17 protein-coding genes and 1 pseudogene are annotated in these 20,031 nt (G+C 31.4%); 5 read left to right on the plus strand and 13 right to left on the minus strand.

The annotated features are described in order from the left end of the window. Positions 1–36 precede the first annotated feature (36 nt). From ASC44_RS03150 to ASC44_RS03160, 3 genes are read left to right on the plus strand one after another with little or no spacing between them, the layout of a single operon-like run. A complete protein-coding gene (locus ASC44_RS03150) occupies positions 37–3,681 on the plus strand; it encodes a DUF7507 domain-containing protein (RefSeq protein ID WP_055446177.1) in 3,645 nt (1,214 codons plus the stop codon). 8 nt (positions 3,682–3,689) lie between these two features. Further along, on the plus strand, positions 3,690–4,637 hold the full coding sequence (locus tag ASC44_RS03155; RefSeq protein ID WP_055446178.1) for a PorP/SprF family type IX secretion system membrane protein: 948 nt from the start codon (positions 3,690–3,692) through the stop codon (positions 4,635–4,637). A 6-nt stretch (positions 4,638–4,643) separates the two neighbouring features. Further along, a complete protein-coding gene (locus ASC44_RS03160; protein WP_055446179.1) occupies positions 4,644–6,581 on the plus strand; it encodes an OmpA family protein in 1,938 nt (645 codons plus the stop codon). 393 nt (positions 6,582–6,974) lie between these two features. Here the strand turns inward: ASC44_RS03160 and ASC44_RS03165 are convergent, their stop codons facing one another. Beyond that, the gene (locus ASC44_RS03165) at positions 6,975–7,463 is read right to left on the minus strand and encodes a CAP domain-containing protein (RefSeq protein ID WP_055446180.1); all 489 of its coding nucleotides are present in this window, start codon (positions 7,461–7,463) and stop codon (positions 6,975–6,977) included. Positions 7,464–7,648: 185 nt separating this feature from the next. Then, positions 7,649–8,295, minus strand: a pseudogene (pdxH, locus tag ASC44_RS03170) (pyridoxamine 5'-phosphate oxidase). 231 nt (positions 8,296–8,526) lie between these two features. Here pdxH and ASC44_RS03175 point away from each other — a divergent pair. Further along, on the plus strand, positions 8,527–8,943 hold the full coding sequence (locus tag ASC44_RS03175; RefSeq protein WP_055446181.1) for a hypothetical protein: 417 nt from the start codon (positions 8,527–8,529) through the stop codon (positions 8,941–8,943). A 9-nt stretch (positions 8,944–8,952) separates the two neighbouring features. Here ASC44_RS03175 and ASC44_RS03180 read toward each other — a convergent pair whose 3' ends face one another. The 7 genes from ASC44_RS03180 to rpsA all read right to left on the minus strand — a co-directional run bounded on the left by ASC44_RS03180 (position 8,953) and on the right by rpsA (position 15,371). Then, a complete protein-coding gene (locus tag ASC44_RS03180; RefSeq protein ID WP_055446182.1) occupies positions 8,953–9,858 on the minus strand; it encodes a ribonuclease Z in 906 nt (301 codons plus the stop codon). Between the two features lie 17 nt (positions 9,859–9,875). Then, complete coding sequence (locus ASC44_RS03185) at positions 9,876–10,319, minus strand: thioredoxin family protein (RefSeq protein ID WP_055446183.1); 444 nt, start codon at positions 10,317–10,319, stop codon at positions 9,876–9,878. Positions 10,320–10,330: 11 nt separating this feature from the next. Then, positions 10,331–10,663, minus strand: a complete 333-nt coding sequence (locus ASC44_RS03190) for a hypothetical protein (RefSeq protein WP_055446184.1) — start codon at positions 10,661–10,663, stop codon at positions 10,331–10,333. Positions 10,664–10,666: 3 nt separating this feature from the next. Next, positions 10,667–11,596: an aspartate carbamoyltransferase catalytic subunit gene (locus ASC44_RS03195; protein WP_055446185.1), complete on the minus strand. Its 930-nt coding sequence runs from the start codon at positions 11,594–11,596 to the stop codon at positions 10,667–10,669. Positions 11,597–11,728: 132 nt separating this feature from the next. Beyond that, positions 11,729–12,268 carry a bifunctional pyr operon transcriptional regulator/uracil phosphoribosyltransferase PyrR gene (gene pyrR / locus ASC44_RS03200; RefSeq protein WP_055446186.1) on the minus strand — a complete coding sequence of 180 codons (540 nt, stop codon included), beginning with the start codon at positions 12,266–12,268 and terminating at the stop codon, positions 11,729–11,731. Positions 12,269–12,434: 166 nt separating this feature from the next. Further along, entirely contained in the window at positions 12,435–13,235 is an 801-nt protein-coding gene (locus ASC44_RS03205) for a T9SS type A sorting domain-containing protein (RefSeq protein ID WP_055446187.1), read from the minus strand. A 294-nt stretch (positions 13,236–13,529) separates the two neighbouring features. Next, positions 13,530–15,371 (minus strand): 30S ribosomal protein S1, encoded by a 1,842-nt coding sequence (gene rpsA, locus ASC44_RS03210; protein ID WP_055446188.1) that lies wholly within the window; start codon positions 15,369–15,371, stop codon positions 13,530–13,532. 436 nt (positions 15,372–15,807) lie between these two features. On the opposite strand from rpsA, the gene ASC44_RS03215 reads away from it, so the two are divergent. After that, positions 15,808–16,185, plus strand: a complete 378-nt coding sequence (locus tag ASC44_RS03215) for a LysM peptidoglycan-binding domain-containing protein (protein ID WP_193787258.1) — start codon at positions 15,808–15,810, stop codon at positions 16,183–16,185. A 236-nt stretch (positions 16,186–16,421) separates the two neighbouring features. On the opposite strand, the gene cmk is transcribed toward ASC44_RS03215, so the two are convergent. The 4 genes from cmk to ASC44_RS03235 all read right to left on the minus strand — a co-directional run bounded on the left by cmk (position 16,422) and on the right by ASC44_RS03235 (position 20,016). After that, positions 16,422–17,117 (minus strand): (d)CMP kinase, encoded by a 696-nt coding sequence (gene cmk / locus ASC44_RS03220; protein WP_055446190.1) that lies wholly within the window; start codon positions 17,115–17,117, stop codon positions 16,422–16,424. A 173-nt stretch (positions 17,118–17,290) separates the two neighbouring features. After that, positions 17,291–18,331, minus strand: coding sequence for an SH3 domain-containing protein (locus ASC44_RS03225; protein ID WP_055446191.1), 1,041 nt, complete (start codon positions 18,329–18,331; stop codon positions 17,291–17,293). 115 nt (positions 18,332–18,446) lie between these two features. Continuing rightward, the gene (porQ, locus tag ASC44_RS03230; RefSeq protein ID WP_055446192.1) at positions 18,447–19,466 is read right to left on the minus strand and encodes a type IX secretion system protein PorQ; all 1,020 of its coding nucleotides are present in this window, start codon (positions 19,464–19,466) and stop codon (positions 18,447–18,449) included. A 49-nt stretch (positions 19,467–19,515) separates the two neighbouring features. After that, entirely contained in the window at positions 19,516–20,016 is a 501-nt protein-coding gene (locus ASC44_RS03235; RefSeq protein ID WP_055446193.1) for a LysM peptidoglycan-binding domain-containing protein, read from the minus strand. Positions 20,017–20,031 lie beyond the last annotated feature (15 nt).

The raw sequence follows: 20,031 nt of genomic DNA on the forward strand, positions 1-20,031 counted from the left end.
TAGATACACAAAACATTACCAATACTGTAACTGCCGATGGGCAAGACGCGTAGACTTGTTGCTGTAGATCAAGCTACAGATACTTTTATTATTGATGGTACTACAGGTATTGAGTTCTGTGATCCTACTAATGGTTTAAATATTGTTAAAACAGCAGCTATTGCTAATGGTGATCCTTGCCTAGTATTAGGTAGCGAAGTAACCTATACATTCACCCTTACAAATACGGGTACAGTATCTGTTAATACTATTGTTATTAATGATGAGTTATTAGGTGGACTTATTACAGTAACGCCTACTGGTGATAGTAATGGTAACGCCATTCTTGAACCTACCGAAACGTGGGTTTATACAACTGCTAATTATACCGTAACTCAAGAAGATATAGATACACAAAACATTACCAATACAGTAACTGCCGATGGGCAAGATCCTAATAATGTTGCTGTAGATCAAGCTACAGATACTTATGTTATCGATGATAGTAACACAGAGGTTACTTTCTGTAACACAAATCCTCTTATAGAATTAGTTAAAACGGGAGTTTTCAACAATGAAAACAACAATATTTGTACTGATCTAGATGAAACTATAACGTATACATTTACAGTAACAAATACGGGTGATATATCGTTAACCAATGTAATAATATCAGATCCATTATTAGATAATGCTACACCTCCTGTAAGTATTACATTTGTTTCTGGAGATACAATTGACTTAGGTAATTTAAACCCAACAGAAACTTGGATATATACTGCAACTTATTTAGTTACTCAAATTGACATCGATGCAACTGAAGTTATTAATACAGCAACTGTCTCTGCTGAAAATGTAGTTGATGGTGATAGTGTTTCTGATACTTCAACAACAACAACAGATTTAATCATAGATGGAACAAATCCAACTTTAACTACAGAAGCTTCTGACGAAACTGTTGAATGTGATGGTGCTGATAATATGACTGAATTACAAAACTGGTTAAACAATAACGGTGGAGCTTCAGCAGTGGACGAATGTACTGAAGTTGTATGGACTAATAATTTTAGTGAATTAAGTGATGATTGTGGAACAACTGGTTCTGCAACAGTAACATTTACAGCTACTGATTCATTTGGAAATCTAATTACTACAACTGCTACTTTTACAATTCAAGACACAACTGCTCCAACTTTCGTTGAAACAGTACCAGCAGATATCACTGTTGAATGTGATGCTATTCCAACAGCAGATACTTGTGGTGATGCAAATGTTACTTTTAATGAAACTGAAGTGATAGACACTACTTGTGCTAATGCTAAAATCATTACTAGAGTATGGACAGCTACTGATGCTTGTGATAATGAAACTGCACATACACAAACAATCACAGTGCAAGACACAACTGCTCCAACTTTTGTTGAAACAGTACCAACAGATATCACTGTTGAATGTGACGCTATTCCAACAGCGGATACTTTAACAGCTACAGATACTTGTGGTGATGCAAATGTTACTTTTAATGAAACTGAAGTGATAGACACTACTTGTGCTAATGCTAAAATCATTACTAGAGTATGGACAGCTACTGATGCTTGTGATAATGAAACTGTACATACACAAACAATCACAGTGCAAGACACTACTCCTCCAACTTTTGTTGAAACTGTACCAACAGACATTACTGTTGAATGTGATGCTATTCCAACGGCTGATACTTTAACAGCTACAGATACTTGTGGTGATGCAAATGTTACTTTTAATGAAACTGAAGTGATAGACACTACTTGTGCTAATGCCAAAATCATTACTAGAGTATGGACAGCTACTGATGCTTGTGATAATGAAACTGTACACACACAAACAATCACAGTGCAAGACACTACTGCTCCAACTTTTGTTGAAACAGTACCAACAGATATCACTGTTGAATGTGATGCTATTCCAACGGCTGATACTTTAACAGCTACAGACACTTGTGGCGATGCAAATGTTACTTTTAACGAAACTGAAGTGATAGACACTACTTGTGCTAATGCTAAAATTATTACTAGAGTATGGACAGCTACTGATGCTTGTGATAATGAAACTGTACACACACAAACAATCACAGTGCAAGACACTACTGCTCCAACTTTTGTTGAAACTGTACCAACAGATATCACTGTTGAATGTGATGCTATTCCAACGGCTGATACTTTAACAGCTACAGATACTTGTGGTGATGCAAATGTTACTTTTAATGAAACTGAAGTAATAGACACTACTTGTGCTAATGCTAAAATCATTACTAGAGTATGGACAGCTACTGATGCTTGTGATAATGAAACTGTACACACACAAACAATCACAGTGCAAGACACTACTGCTCCAACTTTTGTTGAAACTGTACCAACAGATATCACTGTTGAGTGTGATGCTGTTCCAACGGCAGATACTTTAACAGCTACAGACACTTGTGGTGATGCAAATGTTACTTTTAATGAAACTGAAGTGATAGACACTACTTGTGCTAATGCTAAAATTATTACTAGAGTATGGACAGCTACTGATGCTTGTGATAACGAAACAGTACACACTCAAACAATCACAGTACAAGACACTACTGGACCAGATTTAACTAATTGTGTTATTAACGATACTACGCTAGAATGTAATGGTGATGAAAACCAAACTTTAGCTAATACATGGAATGCTGATAACATTGAAGCCCTTACTTCATGTGCAGTTGATGCTTGTAATCCTGATGCAATAAACACAGTAACTTCAAATTATACATTTGTTAATTTAATATCTGATTGTGGAGCTGGAGGAACTATTGAAGTTACATATACAGTAACAGATGAATGTGGAAATGAATCAACTTTAAATGCTACATTAACAATAGAAGATACTACTGCTCCTGTTTTAATTACTAATCTAGAAGAGGAATCTTATGTTATTTGTTCTGAAATTCCTGAACCACCAACTTTAGAATTTTCTGATGAATGTTCTAATGTAGATGTTACTTTAGAGTTTAATGAAACAAATAACAACTTAGGTGATGGAGAAGATTACGAAATAATTTGGGAATGGACAGTAAGCGACAGTTGTAATAACTCAAATGTTTATACTCATATATTAAATGTGGTTAGTGAAGATTTTGTTACAGACATTGATGGTGAACGTTGTAATATTGATGGAATTATCGATTTATTTGAATATTTAACAGATGGAATCGACGACTCTGGAATATGGACTGTTGAGCAGGGAGATGTTACAGTAAATGATGATGGAACTTTCGATCCTGTAGACTTAGAACTTGGTGATTATATATTTAATTACTCAATGGCTAATGATGATTGTAGAGCTACAACAAGAGTTACATTAAATATTAACGATAAATGTATTGTTAGACCATGTGGTGTAGAAGGTTTTAATATTTCTAAAGCAGTAACGCCAAATGGAGATGGGCATAACGACTTCTTCTTTGTACAAGGAGACCAAAAATGTGGATTCATAATAGACCTACAAATATTTAACCGTTACGGTGGCATAATTTATGATGTAAAAGATTATAAAAATGATTGGAGTGGTCAGGCTATCAAGCAGTCTTTAGGTCAAGCAGATAAATTACCTAATGGTACATATTATTATGTTATAATTTTAAGAAATAGTGGCTTAGACCCTATTACTGGTCCATTGTATTTAGGTACGAAATAAAAATTTGAATGAAAAAAAATAGAATTTATATATTTAGTATTGTAGCATTAAGCTGTGTTTTTTCCTTTGCACAACAATTACCGCAGTTTTCACAATATATGTTTAATACAATATCTGTAAATCCGGCGTACGCAGGAAGTAGAGAAACTATAAGTGTAGTTGGTTTACATAGAAGTCAATGGGTTGGCTTAGAAGGTGGTCCAAGTACACAAACATTATCTATTCATTCTCCATTAAAAAATGAAAAACTAGGTTTAGGACTCTCAATAATTAATGATCAATTAGGTTACGAAAACTTTGTTTTTGCCTATGCAGATTTTTCATATACCATTAATACTAGCGAAAAAACCAAACTCGCCTTTGGTTTAAAAGCCGGTTTTACACACTATAATTTAGATACTATTGGTTTTTTAGAAGAAGAGCAAATAGCTTCAGATCCTTTTTTTAGTGATATTTCTAGTCGTTGGAATCCAAATATAGGAGTTGGTCTGTTCTTACATAGCAATAGATGGTACGTAGGTCTATCTGCGCCAAGAATATTAAATACAGATTATAATTTAAGAGGTAACCAAGATGCTGGTCCAGAGTATTTAGCTTTAGAACGCATTGGATATTATTTAACTGGAGGGTATGTTTTTGAACTAAATGATGAGCTTAAACTAAAACCATCTACTTTATTAAAAGTTACTAATGGTGCTCCTATTTCGTTCGATATTAATGCTAATCTTTTATTTAATGAAAAGTTTTGGATTGGTGCTGCATATCGTTACAATCAAGATACCACTACTCTTGGTGCTTTAGCAGACTTTCAAGTGTCTCAACAATTAAGAATAGGATATTCTTACGAATATTTTTTATCCGATTTAAGACCTTATACAAGTGGAACACATGAAATTTTATTAATGTTTGAAGTTTTTAAACCAACAAAACGTATTAAATCTCCAAGATATTTCTAATAAAAAATGAAAAATAGTTTACTATACATATTATTCTTTTTTACTGTCTCAATAACGACTGCACAGATTAAAGTAGCGGATAATTTTTTTAAAGATTATGCGTATTATCAAGCTACAGAATTATATCTGGAAGTTTTAAAGAAAGGAGATACTACAGAACATGTTTTAACTAGACTTGGAGACTGTTATTACAACAACTCCAATGTACAACTGGCTAGTTATTGGTATAAAAAGGCAGTTACTAAATATAAAGATGTAAATCCAGAATATTTATATAAGTACGTTCAAACCTTACGTAGTTTGAATCAGTTTGAAGAATCTAAGAAATGGACAACTGTATTTAAAGATCGTAAAAAAAATGATCGACGTGTAAAAGAAGATGATGTATTTGATATTGAAAAATTTGAAGCATTAGAATCTACAGATCGTGTTTATGTTGATTTTCAAAATCTTGATATCAATACCAAATATTCAGATTTTGGAAGCTTTGAAAAGGACAATGTTCTATATTTTGCTTCTACAAGAGTAAAAGATTCATTACTTGACGAAGAAAAAATATATCAATGGAATAAAGAACCCTTTCTAGATATCTACCAATCTGAAATATCTATTGAAGATGGAAAAAAAATAGTAGGTTCTCCTTCTCCCATTACTTCAAATGAAGTAAATTCAGATTTCCATGAAAGTTCAGTTGCTATTACTAAAGATGGTAAAACAATGTACTTTACCAGAATAAACTTAAATAATAAAAACAAAGCTAAATACGATAAAGGAGGTACCTCGCAAATTAAACTTTTTAGAGCAAAAAATGTTGATGGTAAATGGAAAAAAATTGAAGAACTTCCTTTTAATGGAGAAGACTTTTCTACTGGCTCTCCCGCCCTTAGCCCTAATGATAAAGAATTGTATTTCTCGTCAGATCGTGAAGGTTCAAAAGGACTTACAGACCTTTATAAGGTCAAAATTAATAAAGATGGGACTTTTGGTAATCCAATAAACCTTGGAGATAAAATTAATACTGAAGGAAGAGAAAACTTTCCTTATATAGCGAAAGATTCTACTCTCTATTTTTCTTCCGATGGACATATAAATCTTGGTCTTTATGATATTTTTGAAAGTAATATTCTTAAAAAGGATACTTTAGAAGTATATGTTAAAAATCTTGGAGCACCTTATAATAGTGGTTTTGATGACTTCGCATTCTTTATAAATAACGATACAAATACTGGATACTTCTCATCCAACAGAGAAGGTGGAAAAGGTGGAGATGATATCTATAGTTTTGGTCGCTATGAATGTAAACAATTAATCAAAGGTACTACAAGAGATAAAATTTCTAATGAACCATTGGCAAAAGTCGTCGTTACTCTTCTAGATGAAAAAGGGAAGGTAATTGAAAGGCAAACCTCTAACGAAAATGGAGAATACGAATTTAAAGACGTAGGTTGCGATAAAACCTACACTATACTAGCAGAAAAGGTAATTTACAGACCAGATAGCAAAGATATTACAACTAGTCAGGAAAGCGGTGAAGAAACGATAGTAGATCTTTTCCTTACTCCTTTAATTATTGATAGCGAAATTGTAATTAATCCAATTTTCTTCGATTATAACAAGTCTAATGTTAGACCAGATGCAGCATATGAGCTTGAAAATATTGTAGCTGTAATGCGTGAACACCCAACTATGACTATAAAAATTGAAGCGCATACAGATAGTCGTGGTCGAGATGCGTACAATGAGAAACTCTCTGATAGAAGAGCAAAGTCTACTCGTGACTACTTATACACAAGAGGCATAGAACCAGACAGAATTGAGAGTGCTATTGGTTATGGAGAAAGTCAGTTAATTAATGGATGTAGTGATGGTGTAAAATGTACTGATGAGCAACATCAAGAAAATAGACGTTCCAAGTTTATTATTACCGGAGGTTATGTAAAATAGTTAAATCGAATTGTGGTTAGATTAACTAAAATATTTATATAAGTATTAAGTACAAGATTTGATCTCGTACATAGCTTTTAGAACGATCCCTTTAGGACATTCGTTAAGCAACTTATCGAGTGTCAATAAATAATAATGCTAAAAGCATAAAGCGATTGTACTTATTATCAATGTGCATATTATTACTTTAACCTATTAGTTTACCTGGTTTAAAACCTATTGTCGAGCAAACAAGCATTTATCTAAAATTGGATTATTTACAGCTTCCAGTATTCAACAAACTCACATCTTATAACTATCAATTATAAGCCACTTTCATAACAACTAAATACTTCTTAAAACAAAAAAAAGCGTTTCGTGAGAAACGCTTTTTTTATTTATCTAAAGACATAATTAATTTTTCATAAAAATATTTGTAAAGTACCATTTACCTTGGTCATTCTGTTCTGCTGAAACATCAAAATTTGTATAATTCCCTTCCATATTAACTCTATGATCGTTACTATTTATCCAAGCATTCACAACCGATTGTGCATTTGTAAACCCAAAAGCTACATTTTCTGTAACAACACTTGCTCCTGCATTATTTACTAAAAAAGATTTTCTAGTATAGAAATTTACATGAGAAATATTATCTGCTTCAGCCATATAATCTGAATGACTATATGCTTGAGATTTAACCAAATCATGATTTGATAATGCATTTAATCCTTTATCAATTCTATAAGCATTAATAAGCTCCATAATCTCTATTTCAATTTCTTTCGCCTCAGGAATAGTAACATCTTGAAGTTGTAAATCTTCAGTGTTCTCTTCAGTAGAACAAGAGGTTGCAAAAGTTAAAAATAAGGTTAAAAGTAGTAGGTTAAGTACAGTTTTCATAAGCGTAAATTTGTTTGGGGACTTAAATATACCCAACCAAAACCTTACGAAATGTTAAGAAAATGTTAAAATCGATGAAATACATGTATTTCATCGAAAATTAATGTTTTTAATCGATTAAAAGCAATGTCATAATATAAAAATATGCGTTTCGACGAAATAATCACGCTTTTAAACTGATTTAATTACGGAGCCAATCTAGACTTAATCCAATTATAATTTTCATCCATTTTATAATGAATACGATCATGCAATCTATTAGGTCGCCCTTGCCAAAATTCGATTTCTACAGGCTTTATAATAAAACCTCCCCAAAAGTTTGGCCTTAAAATTTCTTTTCCTTCATACTCCTTTTCAAGATCCGCAAGTTTAGCCTCTAGAACCTCTCTATCTTTAATAATACTACTTTGCTTAGAAACTAATGCTCCCAGTTGGCTACCTCTAGGACGAGATTCAAAGTAACCATCACTTAAATTTTCTGCTAATTTTTCAGCTTTACCTTTAATGATTATTTGTCTTTCGGCTCCTGCCCAAAAAAGGATAAACAAACCTTAGGATTCTTTAATATCGCTAATCCTTTCTCACTTTCGTAGTTAGTATAAAAAATAAAACCCTCAAAAGTATATTTCTTAAGCAGCACTACTCTATTTTTAGGAAAACCATTTAAACCAATTGTAGAAATCGTCATAGCATTAGTTTCGTCTTCCGGAAAATGGGCATCAACCTCATTAAACCATGTCCTAAATAATTCTATTGGATTTTCTGGTGTATCTTTAAGAAGTAATTCACTTTTCTCGTAAGATCTTCTATAATTTCCTAAGTCTTTTTCCATACTTGCAATTTACAAGAATTAAAAATAATCTTGAAAGTTTTAATGCTTTTAGTAGAAATTGTTCGTACTACTTATCCTAAAAGACACATCTTAACTTAAGATGTTTATAATTAAACTATTAGCTTAAAATAGCCTAGCAATCTCTTAAAACAGCTATAAAAGTATTGAAAAACACCTTTGGATTGAGCTTATAAATTAATATATTTATAAAAAACAAAACTTTCCTACTACATGCAATTTGAGGCTACTGAGATAAGCAAAAACCTTATATACGTTAAAAAAGAATTTCCTTTTGGTAAAATGTACTTTTTACCTGAATTTGTTATTTCTGAAATAAATTATGGAGTTCATTTAAATTGGGAGAAAATAGAACAATTAGTAGAGAAAATATACTCTCATTACGGCATGAAATGTAAGATTGCTTATGTCTCTAATAAAATCAATTCCTACTCTTATGAACCAAATTTATGGGATGACTTCTACAAAAAATACGATTTTATTGTAGCCAGTGTATCGGTTTGTTATTCTCATATTAATTACGTCAATGCCACCATTGAAAAGCAATTTTCAAAGAAAAGCATAAAAAGAACAGATAATATTGAAGAGTCTATAGAATGGGTTCTAAATTTAAAAGAATTTAAACTATAGCTTGAAATTCTAAAATTCAAAAACTTTTCCATCGTCTGCAAGTTCTACGTTCTCAAAATGTTCTTGAGCTTCGGTTTTAAATACGTTTAAATCGTCGTATCGTGTAGAATAGTGTCCTAATAGCAAAGTGCCAACATTAGCTTGTTTAGCAATACTTCCTGCTTCTTTAGCTGTACTGTGCTTCGTTTTTGGAGCCAAATGAGCATGTTGTTCTAAAAATGTAGATTCATGGTATAAAACATCTACACCTTTAATAATGGGTACAATATCTTCTTTATAAGCAGTATCACTACAAAAAGCATAGCTTTTAGGCTTTTCTGAAGGTAATGTTACAGTTTCATTTTTTATAAGTTGCCCATCATTATTCTCGACATCAAAACCTTGTTTTAACTTTCTATAATAGGCAACATCAATGTTGGAATTTAAAACAGCGTTCATATCTAACTTACGTTCACCTTCTTTTTCTTTAAATAGAAAACCATTAGTATAGACACGATGATCTAAAGGAATAGTATGCACTTCTACTTTATCGTCTTCAAAAATCAATTCTGAAGATGTACTATTTAGCTCATGAAAGTAAAGATTATAATTTGTCCATGAGTTAGCCAATTTCATCTGTAGAGTTACTACTTCTTTTAGGCCTTTTGGCGCATGAATATGCAAATCTACTTCACGTGTTAATAATCGCATGGTAGAAATTAACCCTACCAAACCGAAAAAGTGATCTCCATGCAAATGAGAAATAAAAATATGTTTAATACGATTAAACTTTATCTTATGCTTACGCAGTTGTACCTGTGTTCCTTCTCCACAATCTATTAAAAACACATGATTATTAATTTCTAATACTTGCGATGTTGGATTAGTAAACGTTCGTGGTGTTGCGCTGTAGCAACCTAAGATGTTTAATTTCAAACTGTTATTTTAAAAGATTATTTATCGTACTCTTGAGTATAAATTAATTTACTCATTATAGGAGCTATATTTTCAGGAATATCTTCTTTCCATTCACCAGAAGTAATACTTGCCTTGACTACTCCATTTTTCCCTGCCTTGATAAATGTAGGAATAGCGCTAACAGAATAACTAATTGCTAATTCTTCGTTATTATCCACATTAACTTTAATTAAAACAGTTTTGTTTAGTGTTTGTTTTAATAGTGTATTTTTTAATGCTTTTGAAAATTTTTTACAAGGAGCACACCAGTCTGCATAAAAATATACAATAGGTACTTTTGATTTAGAAATCTGATCGTTTATTAATTCATTTAAAGTATAATTAGTCCCTAAACCAAACTCTATAATTTCTACTTCTTTAGAATCATCACAGGATAAGAAAACAAGAAAGCATAAAATGACAAGAACAACTTTATTCATTCAAAAATTTATTAAAGTCCTAAATCGCGTTCAATTACTTCCATTTCGATAATATCGAAAGCTTCTTTAACTGTTGGTACAACAATAATCTCGTCTGGAGTTTCGTCTGCATTCATTGCATTAGTAACTACTACAAACGAATGTTTTGCTGAACGATGTTTTTTTGAAAGTCGTAAGAACTCATTAACATTTTGTGTCGTAATCTGCCCTAAAGATGACAATTTAACGATAATGTTATGCTTTTCAAACCTTGGATAAAGTGCTTCTATTTTCTTTGCTAATTCTATAATAGTAGCTTTTTCCTGTGTAATAATCGACGTGTTTTCTTCTTGATCTATTATCATAATTTATTGTTTTATTTTAGAAGCTAATAAATATATTACTGCCATTCTAACTGCTACTCCATTTTGTACTTGATCTAAAATGATAGCTTGTTTAGAATCTGCAACATCACTTGTAATCTCAACACCTCTATTAATTGGTCCTGGATGCATAATAGTAATTTCTTTATCTAAAGAATCTAGTAATGCTTTATTAACTCCAAATTGTTGTGTATATTCTCTTGTAGATGGAAAATAACTAATATCCATACGCTCGTTTTGAACACGTAACATATTAGCCACATCACACCATTGTAATGCTTTACGCAAATTGGTTTCTACTTTAACGCCTAATTGGTCTATATATTTTGGTAATAATGTTTTTGGTCCGCAAACCATAACATTAGCACCTTGTAATTTTAAAGCGTAGATATTTGATAATGCAACACGACTGTGCAGAATATCTCCAACAATCACTACATTTTTTCCAGCAACATCTCCTAAACGTTCGCGTATTGAATAAGAATCTAAAAGAGCCTGTGTTGGGTGCTCATGTGCACCATCTCCTGCATTAATAATATTAGCTTTTACATGTTTGGATAAAAACACGCAAGCTCCAGGATTTGGATGACGCATCACTACCATATCTACCTTCATAGATAGGATGTTATTTACTGTATCTATTAAAGTTTCTCCTTTTTTAACTGAAGATTGTCCAGCTGAGAAATTAATAACATCTGCAGATAAACGTTTTTCGGCTAATTCGAAAGACAACTTTGTTCTTGTTGAATTTTCAAAAAATAGGTTAGCAATAGTAATATCTCTAAGCGAAGGCACTTTTTTAATGGGCCTATTAATCACTTTTTTAAAATGATCTGCGGTTTCAAAAATAAGTTGAATATCCTTTTCTTGAAGGTATTTAATTCCTAATAAGTGATTGACACTTAACTCGCTCATATTTTTTTAGTCTTCAGTATGCAGTATTCAGTCTGCAGTTATTAAACATTCAATTATAATTCTTTAGTTTTAAGTTTAGTTGAATTTCATCTTTTAAATTTAAATTCGAGTTCAATTTCAACTTCAATATCACTAACTATTCACTAAATAAACAGCATCTTCACCATCATTTTCTTTCCAACTTACTTTTACTTTTTCTTCATTTATAGCATCTACTTGTCTACCTCTATAGTTTGGCTGTATTGGCAAATGTCTACTAAAACGTCTATCTATTAACGTTAATAACTCTATTTCATTTGGTCTTCCAAAAGATTGTATTGCAGTTAATGCAGCACGAATACTTCGACCTGTATATAATACATCGTCTATAAAAACAACGTTTTTATTTTCGACTATAAAATCTATTTCTGTAGAATTTGCTTCGTGTATTTTATCGCCTCGCCTAAAATCGTCGCGATAAAAAGTAATATCTAATTGTCCTAATTGTAAGTTTTTAATCTTGTAATCGCTTGCTAGCATTTCTGCTAAACGATTAGCTAGATATTTCCCTCTTGGCTGAATGCCTATTAAAACGGTATTAGAAAAATCTTTATGATTTTCAATTAATTGGCAAGCCAATCTATGAAGAATGATGTTAATAGTGGTTGCATTAAGTAGCACTTTCTGACTCATATTCTATCTAATAGTAGTGGATTACAAATGTAATAGAAAAATTTAGAACACAATTAGCATTTAAATTGAAATGTTTTAGAATATCAAAATTTTAAAATGTTATTGTTCAATATCAAAAAAAAAGCACCTTCAGTTTCATGAAGGTGCTTTTTCTAAGTATTTAAATTTACTTTTTGATAAACTTTATAGACTTAACAGAATTAACTCCTGATAGCTTTAGAATATAAACTCCTCTAATAAGATTAGAAATATCGATATTTTCAATAAATTCATTCTCTTTATTATTGTCTATTTTTTTTCCATCTAAACTATAAATCTCATAAGAATTAAAACTTATGTTATTTGAAATGTTAATTTTATTTTCAGATGTAAAGAAATTAATTGATTGTGGACTTTCGTTAGTGACTGATAAGGTAGAAGAATCCAAACTAGTTATATTAACAGTTGTATTGGACAAAATAGCGTCTACTGTCGTTTGGTCTAAATCCACACCAAGTTGATCTGTTGGGCTAAATATTCTTAGATAATAAACGTCTGTAGAATTAACAATTCCAGAAGGATATGTTGCATTCGGTAACTCTATACTCATACTGCCTCCAAGTGGTACAACATTAATATCATAAAAGCTGCAAACAACTTCAACAACATTATTAGTATCACCTCCAATTGCTCGACTTATTTGGAAATATATTCTTGCGACAACACCAACTTGAGAATCCATACTAAAATTTATTCTGTTATGAGTCGCGTCTATAGTATTAAAATAAAATAAATCCTTTTTAGGATCTAAAGTATTACCAAAACAATGAGGTGACATACCAGATCCATCTAATCCTGTAAAAGCATCTGTTAAAGTAATTGTGTTGTTATCTGTTATTTCGATAGCCTCCGCTAAAGTATTCCCTGCTTGTGCTAAAGCGAAAGAAGTTGATAAAAGAAGTAGTAAGGTAAGTAGTTTTGAATTCATAATTGACTGTTGGTTTGATTTATATGAATACAAAACTAATAATACAAAAACAAATACACTCAATATTTGTAACAAAATAGTCGTTAAACCACTTAAAATGCTTTTAACCGTGTTTTACAGCGTTTTAATGATGATTCATCAAAAAAGCGAATGAATAAAAATGATATTACAACTAAAAAAGCGTCATAAAAAACGTTAAAAAGCAATCTATTGAATTTGTCAATAAAAATGAACATAAAAAAAGCCTCTCGTTTCCGAGAGGCTTCTAACTTATAATAATATAAACTTAAAAGATTAAACTTTTCCGTCTAATTTATCTTTAAGAGCTTGTAAAGCTTCATTTGCATCACCTAATGTTGGTTTAGACTCAGCAGCTTGAGATGCTTGTTTAGCTTGTGCAGCTTTAACATTTGCCATCTCTTCTTCTCTAAAGATTGCAGTATGCGAAGCAACTACTCTCTTAAACTCTTTGTTAAATTCTATAATTTTGAATTCAGCAGAATCTCCTTTCTTCAGTTTCTTACCATCTTCTTTTTCAAGGTGACGAGAAGGAACGAATGCTACGATATCTTCGTTGAAATCAATAGTTGCACCTTTATCTACAACTTCAGAAATTTCTGCAGTATGTGTAGAACCTAAAGCGAACTCAGTTTCGTATTTATCCCAAGGATTATCAGTTGTTTGTTTATGACCTAAAGATAATTTACGTCCTTCAACATCTAACTCTAATACTACTACTTCTAAAGTATCACCTACGTTTGTAAACTCAGATGGATGCTTAATTTTCTTAGTCCAAGATAAATCTGAAATATAAATTAATCCGTCGATACCTTCTTCTAATTCAACAAAAACACCAAAGTTTGTAAAGTTACGTACAATACCTTTGTGGTTTGAACCTACTGGGTATTTAGTTGTAATATCTGTCCATGGATCTTGCGATAATTGCTTGATACCTAATGACATTTTACGATCTTCTCTATCTAATGTTAAGATTTGAGCATCGATTACATCTCCAACTTTTACGAAATCGTTAGCCGAACGTAAGTGTGTAGACCAAGACATTTCAGAAACGTGAACTAAACCTTCAACACCTTCTGCAACTTCAATAAATGCACCGTAATCTGCGATTACAACTACTTTACCTTTTACTTTGTCTCCAACTGCTACAGTTTCACCTAAAGCATCCCAAGGATGTTTAGATAATTGCTTAAGACCTAATTGGATTCTTGATTTGTTTTCATCAAAATCAAGGATTACAACATTTAATTTCTGATCTAACTCAACAATCTCATTTGGATGGTTAATTCTTGACCAAGATAAATCTGTAATATGAACTAAACCATCTACACCACCTAAATCGATAAACACACCATAAGAAGTAATATTTTTTACAATACCTTCTAATACTTGTCCTTTTTCTAGTTGACCAATGATTTCTTTCTTTTGCTCTTCAATATCAGCTTCAATTAAAGCTTTATGAGAAACTACTACGTTTTTGAATTCGTGGTTGATTTTCACAACTTTAAATTCCATAGTTTTATTTACGTACTGGTCGTAATCTCTAATTGGCTTAACGTCAATTTGAGAACCTGGTAAGAAAGCTTCGATTCCGAATACGTCAACGATCATTCCACCTTTAGTTCTACACTTAACAAAACCATTAACGATTTCACCCGTATCGTGTGCATCATTTACGCGATCCCATGCTTTAATAACACGTGCTTTTCTGTGAGATAATACTAATTGTCCAGTTGCGTCTTCACGAACATCAATTAATACTTCTACTTTGTCTCCAACTTTTAAATCTGGATTGTAACGAAATTCGTTTAAAGAAATAACACCTTCAGACTTTGCGTTAATGTCAATAATAACATCACGGTCAGACATGAAAACTACTTCTCCAGTTACAACCTCGTCATCTAATGTGTCAACGAAATTTTCAGATACTAATTTTTCAAATTCTTTTAATTGAGAATCTTCAACTTCATCAATACCTTCTTGGTAATTGTGCCAGTTAAATTCTTCTAAGAATTTTTCAGGATTTGCTTGTGCTTCAGATATTACTGGAGCTTCTTTTGTTACTGCTGCTTCTTGAGCTTCTGCTGCAACTTCTGTTTGTTTTGCTTTTTCAGCCATTTAAAAAATAATTCTGCAATGCTTTATTAGATTTTTACTTGTGTAAAAACGTTAGTACATTGCGTTGTATTCTGTACGTTATGAAAGATTTTAAAGCACTAACACACAGAAGTGTTATAAATAATTTGTTTTAATCCCTTTTTTATCTTTCCTAGAGGTGCTAAAAAGGAGTGCAAAAATAATACTTTTTAATAATATTACCTACATACATATCTAAAAGTTTAAAAGCACTGTGTTTCAAGACTCTAAACAGCTATTAAAGAGCGTTGTGTTATTAAACTAAATCTTAACAAAAAGCGCTTTTAATCGTTGAAAAAATACATTTAATCCAATATGTTTAATGGTAAACCAATTAATAAATAAATAAAGTTAGTACTAAGCGATTAATTACTATCTTTAATACTGTAAGAATTAACATTAAAAACAATAAATAATTATGGTAAGAGCAAAATATCAGGGAGTACTTGATTTAGGCGAGAAATTAAACATTCAAAACGGAGACGTTTCTGAAACTAATGGTGTTTTAACAGTAAAAGGTACTGCTGCTACGCAATATGAAAAGAACTTACTTTGGGATGAAATTAAAGCTGCAGGTGGCGAAAGCCCAAGTGATATCGTTGCAGACATTGCTGTTGCAGATTCTAGTGTTTTTGCTAGACACACTGTAAAAAGTGGTGAAACTTTAGGAGCTATCGCAAAACAATATTATGGAAGCGCTGGAAAATACAATGCTATTTTTAAAGCGAACACAGATATATTAAAGAACCCAGATGTGATCCACCCAGATCAAGAATTAATAATTCCGAATTTGTAGGAATTAATAGCGATTTCTTTTGAAAAGCGAGTTGACAATTGTTAACTCGCTTTTTTTGTGTCTTGCTATTGCGAGAAATGACGTAGGAGAAACGACGCAATCTCATTAATGATATTGACTACCCACAAACAGATTACTCAATTTATTATTGTTTTTTATTGGATTTGTGAATGCTTTGCATTTGCTACGCTTTTTTTTCTAATGAAAAAGCTCGCAATAACAATTCGTTTCATCTTTTACTTCAAATCCTCGAAAGTCCTATCTACTAATTGAAGCACTTTATCAAATTGTTCTTCTAAAGACAAATCGCTATTATCTATCTCGATAGCATCGTCTGCTTTACGTAATGGAGAATCTTCTCGATGAGAATCTATATAATCTCTTTCTTGTACGTTTTTTAAAACGGCTTCATAACTTACCTCATCTCCTCTACCTATTAACTCATCGAAACGTCTGGTAGCTCTTTTTTCTGCAGAAGCAATCATAAATAGTTTGAGTTCAGCGTATGGAAATACTACAGTACCAATATCTCTACCGTCCATAACAACACCTTTATCTTTACCCATTTGTTGCTGTTGCTTTACCAATTGGTAACGCACTTCTGGTATTGCTGCTACTTTACTAACATAGCTTGAGACTTCTAATGTTCTTATTTCTCTTTCTATGTTTTCACCATTTAAATACACCTCAGCGAAACCTAAGACTTCATTAAACTTAAATGTAATGGTAATATCTCCTAGTTTCTCTACTAATGCATTAACGTTAAAGTCTTCTTTTGTTATAAAATCGTGTTGCATAGTAAATAACGTTACTGCACGATACATTGCTCCTGTATCTACATAAATGTAACCTAATTTTTTTGCAAGCTGCTTTGCTACTGTACTTTTTCCTGTCGACGAAAATCCGTCTATGGCTATTGTTATTTTTTGCACTTCTTTTATTTAATTTTGTGTTTTATTTCGGAAAGGTTCGTTTAACGGTTTTGTATATGTTTTGTTGCGTGTTTAATGAACTAATTTAGTAAATAAAACTGAATAGAAAATCCACGAATACCTTCGTAAATAGACTTAAACTAACAATTAATTATATATGGTGTTGACCATAGTTAATCGTTTCTAAAATCAACTTTATTTGTACCAATTAAGAAACCATTAAAAACATAACCTGTATATTTATAATCACCATCAAAAGACAGAGATTTATCTTTTTTATTATTTTTTGATTTAACTTTAACCCATTGACCTTTCAATACTTTACCATTATCGGTTAATTCTAAATCGATTTTAGAGTTTTCGATAATAATAATTTCTGTTCCAAAATCAAAAGCTCCATATTTTGTAGATTTAAGTTCAGGGCTCTTGCGATATGTTAATCCATTTTTAGCTATAACATATGCTTTTCCATTTTTCGGATAGTTCGTTATGTTTTTGTTAGATAGAACAGGTTTTTTATGTTCAACTGTTTTTATTTTAATTAACTCTTTTCCATTCCATTGAAAATAATTGGAAGTAATACTTTTAATTATAATTTCATCTTCTGTAAGCCCTTCAACATCTTCTAAATACTCTGTATTTGTTTCTATTATTAATTCTCTTACAGGTATATTTATATCCTTAGGATATTTATAAGTTGTAGGTTTTCTTTCAGATTGTTCATTTAAATCATTCTCTGAAATGAGTAAAAGCCCTTTGTCTTTAAATTTAATAGGAAAATAAATTACTGAATGTCCCATTGTGCTATAAGAAGAAGAAATAAGCTTACTAAATATACCATTCTTGTTTTTTGAAATAAATGTTGTAGAACCTCCTCCAGGACAAGATTGTCTAAACTCTTTATAAGCAAGGATATCTTGAGAAAAATTAAGTTCATTCTTCATCATTACTTTTATACTATACCCGTGACTTGTATTTGGTAGATTTATAGAATCTATTACTTCATTTAGTTCATTGATACTTATAACTTGATGAGTTTCATCAGGTTTTTCTCTAAAAAAAATTTGTTTTCCTAATTTTTGAAGAGCAAAACCATTCTCTAATGTATATGTGATTTCCTCATTAATTTTTCTTTCATATACTTTACTTTCTTGAGCATTCAAGCTTATTAGAGGTATAAAAATAATTATTAATATTACAATAATTTTATTCATTGTTACTCATTTTTAATTATTGCTAATGTCGTTGATATGAAATCGTTTCAATGTTTTATATCATGCGTTAAACGAAGTTCGACTATTTTTTTGACAAAGTCAAGTCATTCTAATCCTACCTCAAATCAATCTGCACTCCAAAAAAGTTAGAGTTTGCAGCTGCTGTATATTTGGCATGAGTATAGCTAAAACGCATTTTATTAAGCTTAACAGAAAAACCAGCCGATAAACCCGAGAAGTTACGTTGGTCTACAATACGCAGTTCTTCGGCACGTCTAAAGTTATAACCTAAACGTATATTAAAACCTTTATTTGGAAAGAGCTCTGCTCCTAGTATTGTATGTCTTACTACCTGTGCTAAGAACCCTACTTTTTCTTCTGTTTGGTTTCCTTCAAGATCTGTAGTTGCTCTTGCAGGATTAGGATTTCCAATTGGCCATTGTTGTAAATTCTCGAAAGTTAAATGCCAACGCAATGGTACATTTTCTAAGGTTTGAGATAAACCTATATCTATTTCTAAAGGTAAAGATTCCTGTCTTCCCGCATAGGTAGTTATTTGTGTACCCAAATTTCTAACGACTAATGTACCTTGAAACTCTAAACGCTCATCTATATACATTAATGCTAAATCTGTAGCAACACCAAAAGAGTTGTATTGTTCTAAACTAGAATTAATGAATTTTAAATTTGCTCCTGCATAAAAATCACTATAACCAATTTGCGCAGCGTAACCAAAAGATAATGCTATTTCAGAACCAGAGAATTCACTAGTTTCGTTTCCTTCTTCATCATAACCTGCAAAATCGCCATAATTAATAAAAGTAATCCCACCATGATACGTTTGTACATGTCTATCTACAGTATAAGCATAAGCTGCAGTTCCATACTTTATACCACCTAAATAATTAGTATAATTAAGTGCTAATTGATTATCCATTTCTACATTAATAGTTGATGGATTATATAGTGCTTGTGTAACATCCCAATCTACATTTGTAAGCACCTTACCACCTAATGCTGCCTGTCTTGGAGACGATACTAAATTTAAAAACTGATAAGTAGATTGCCCACCTAATTGCGCGAAGCAAAAAGTGCTAGATAAGATAATACTAAAAGTTATAATTTTTTTAAGCATAAAGTGGCAAAAGTAACTAAATCTATCTTAAAACGTAGCGTTGTCTTTTTTATTTTAACTTAAGCTCTTGACCTATGCTAATAATTGTGTTTTCTAAATTATTAAGCTGTTTTAACTCTTGAATCGAAAGGTTAGCTTCCTTAGCAATTTTGTACAATGTATCTCCTTTTTTTACCGTATAAAGCGAAGTTTCTTTAATTTCCGCTGAAGTATTATAGCCAATTTTAAGCTCTTGATTAACACTAAGTATATTTGTTTCAAGACTATTTAAACTTTTTATTTGAGCCATACTAATTTCATGTTTCTTAGAAATAGAATACAAAGTCTCTCCTTTACTTACTACATGAACAGTGCCATCTGCAACATTAGAAGTTGGTGTATTCACTTTATTCGATGTGTAATTACTTGGTACACCATTTGTAAAAGTATAAACACCCGTTACAGTATTCATTTTTGCAGGTTTACCATCCATAATAACATCTACCATATTTTCTTGAGAAAACGCACTAATACTTATTAAACACACGAGTGCTAAAATTATTTTTTTCATATATAAAAGGATATT

This window comes from Lacinutrix mariniflava (genome assembly GCF_001418015.1).
GTDB classification, from domain to species: domain Bacteria; phylum Bacteroidota; class Bacteroidia; order Flavobacteriales; family Flavobacteriaceae; genus Lacinutrix; species Lacinutrix mariniflava.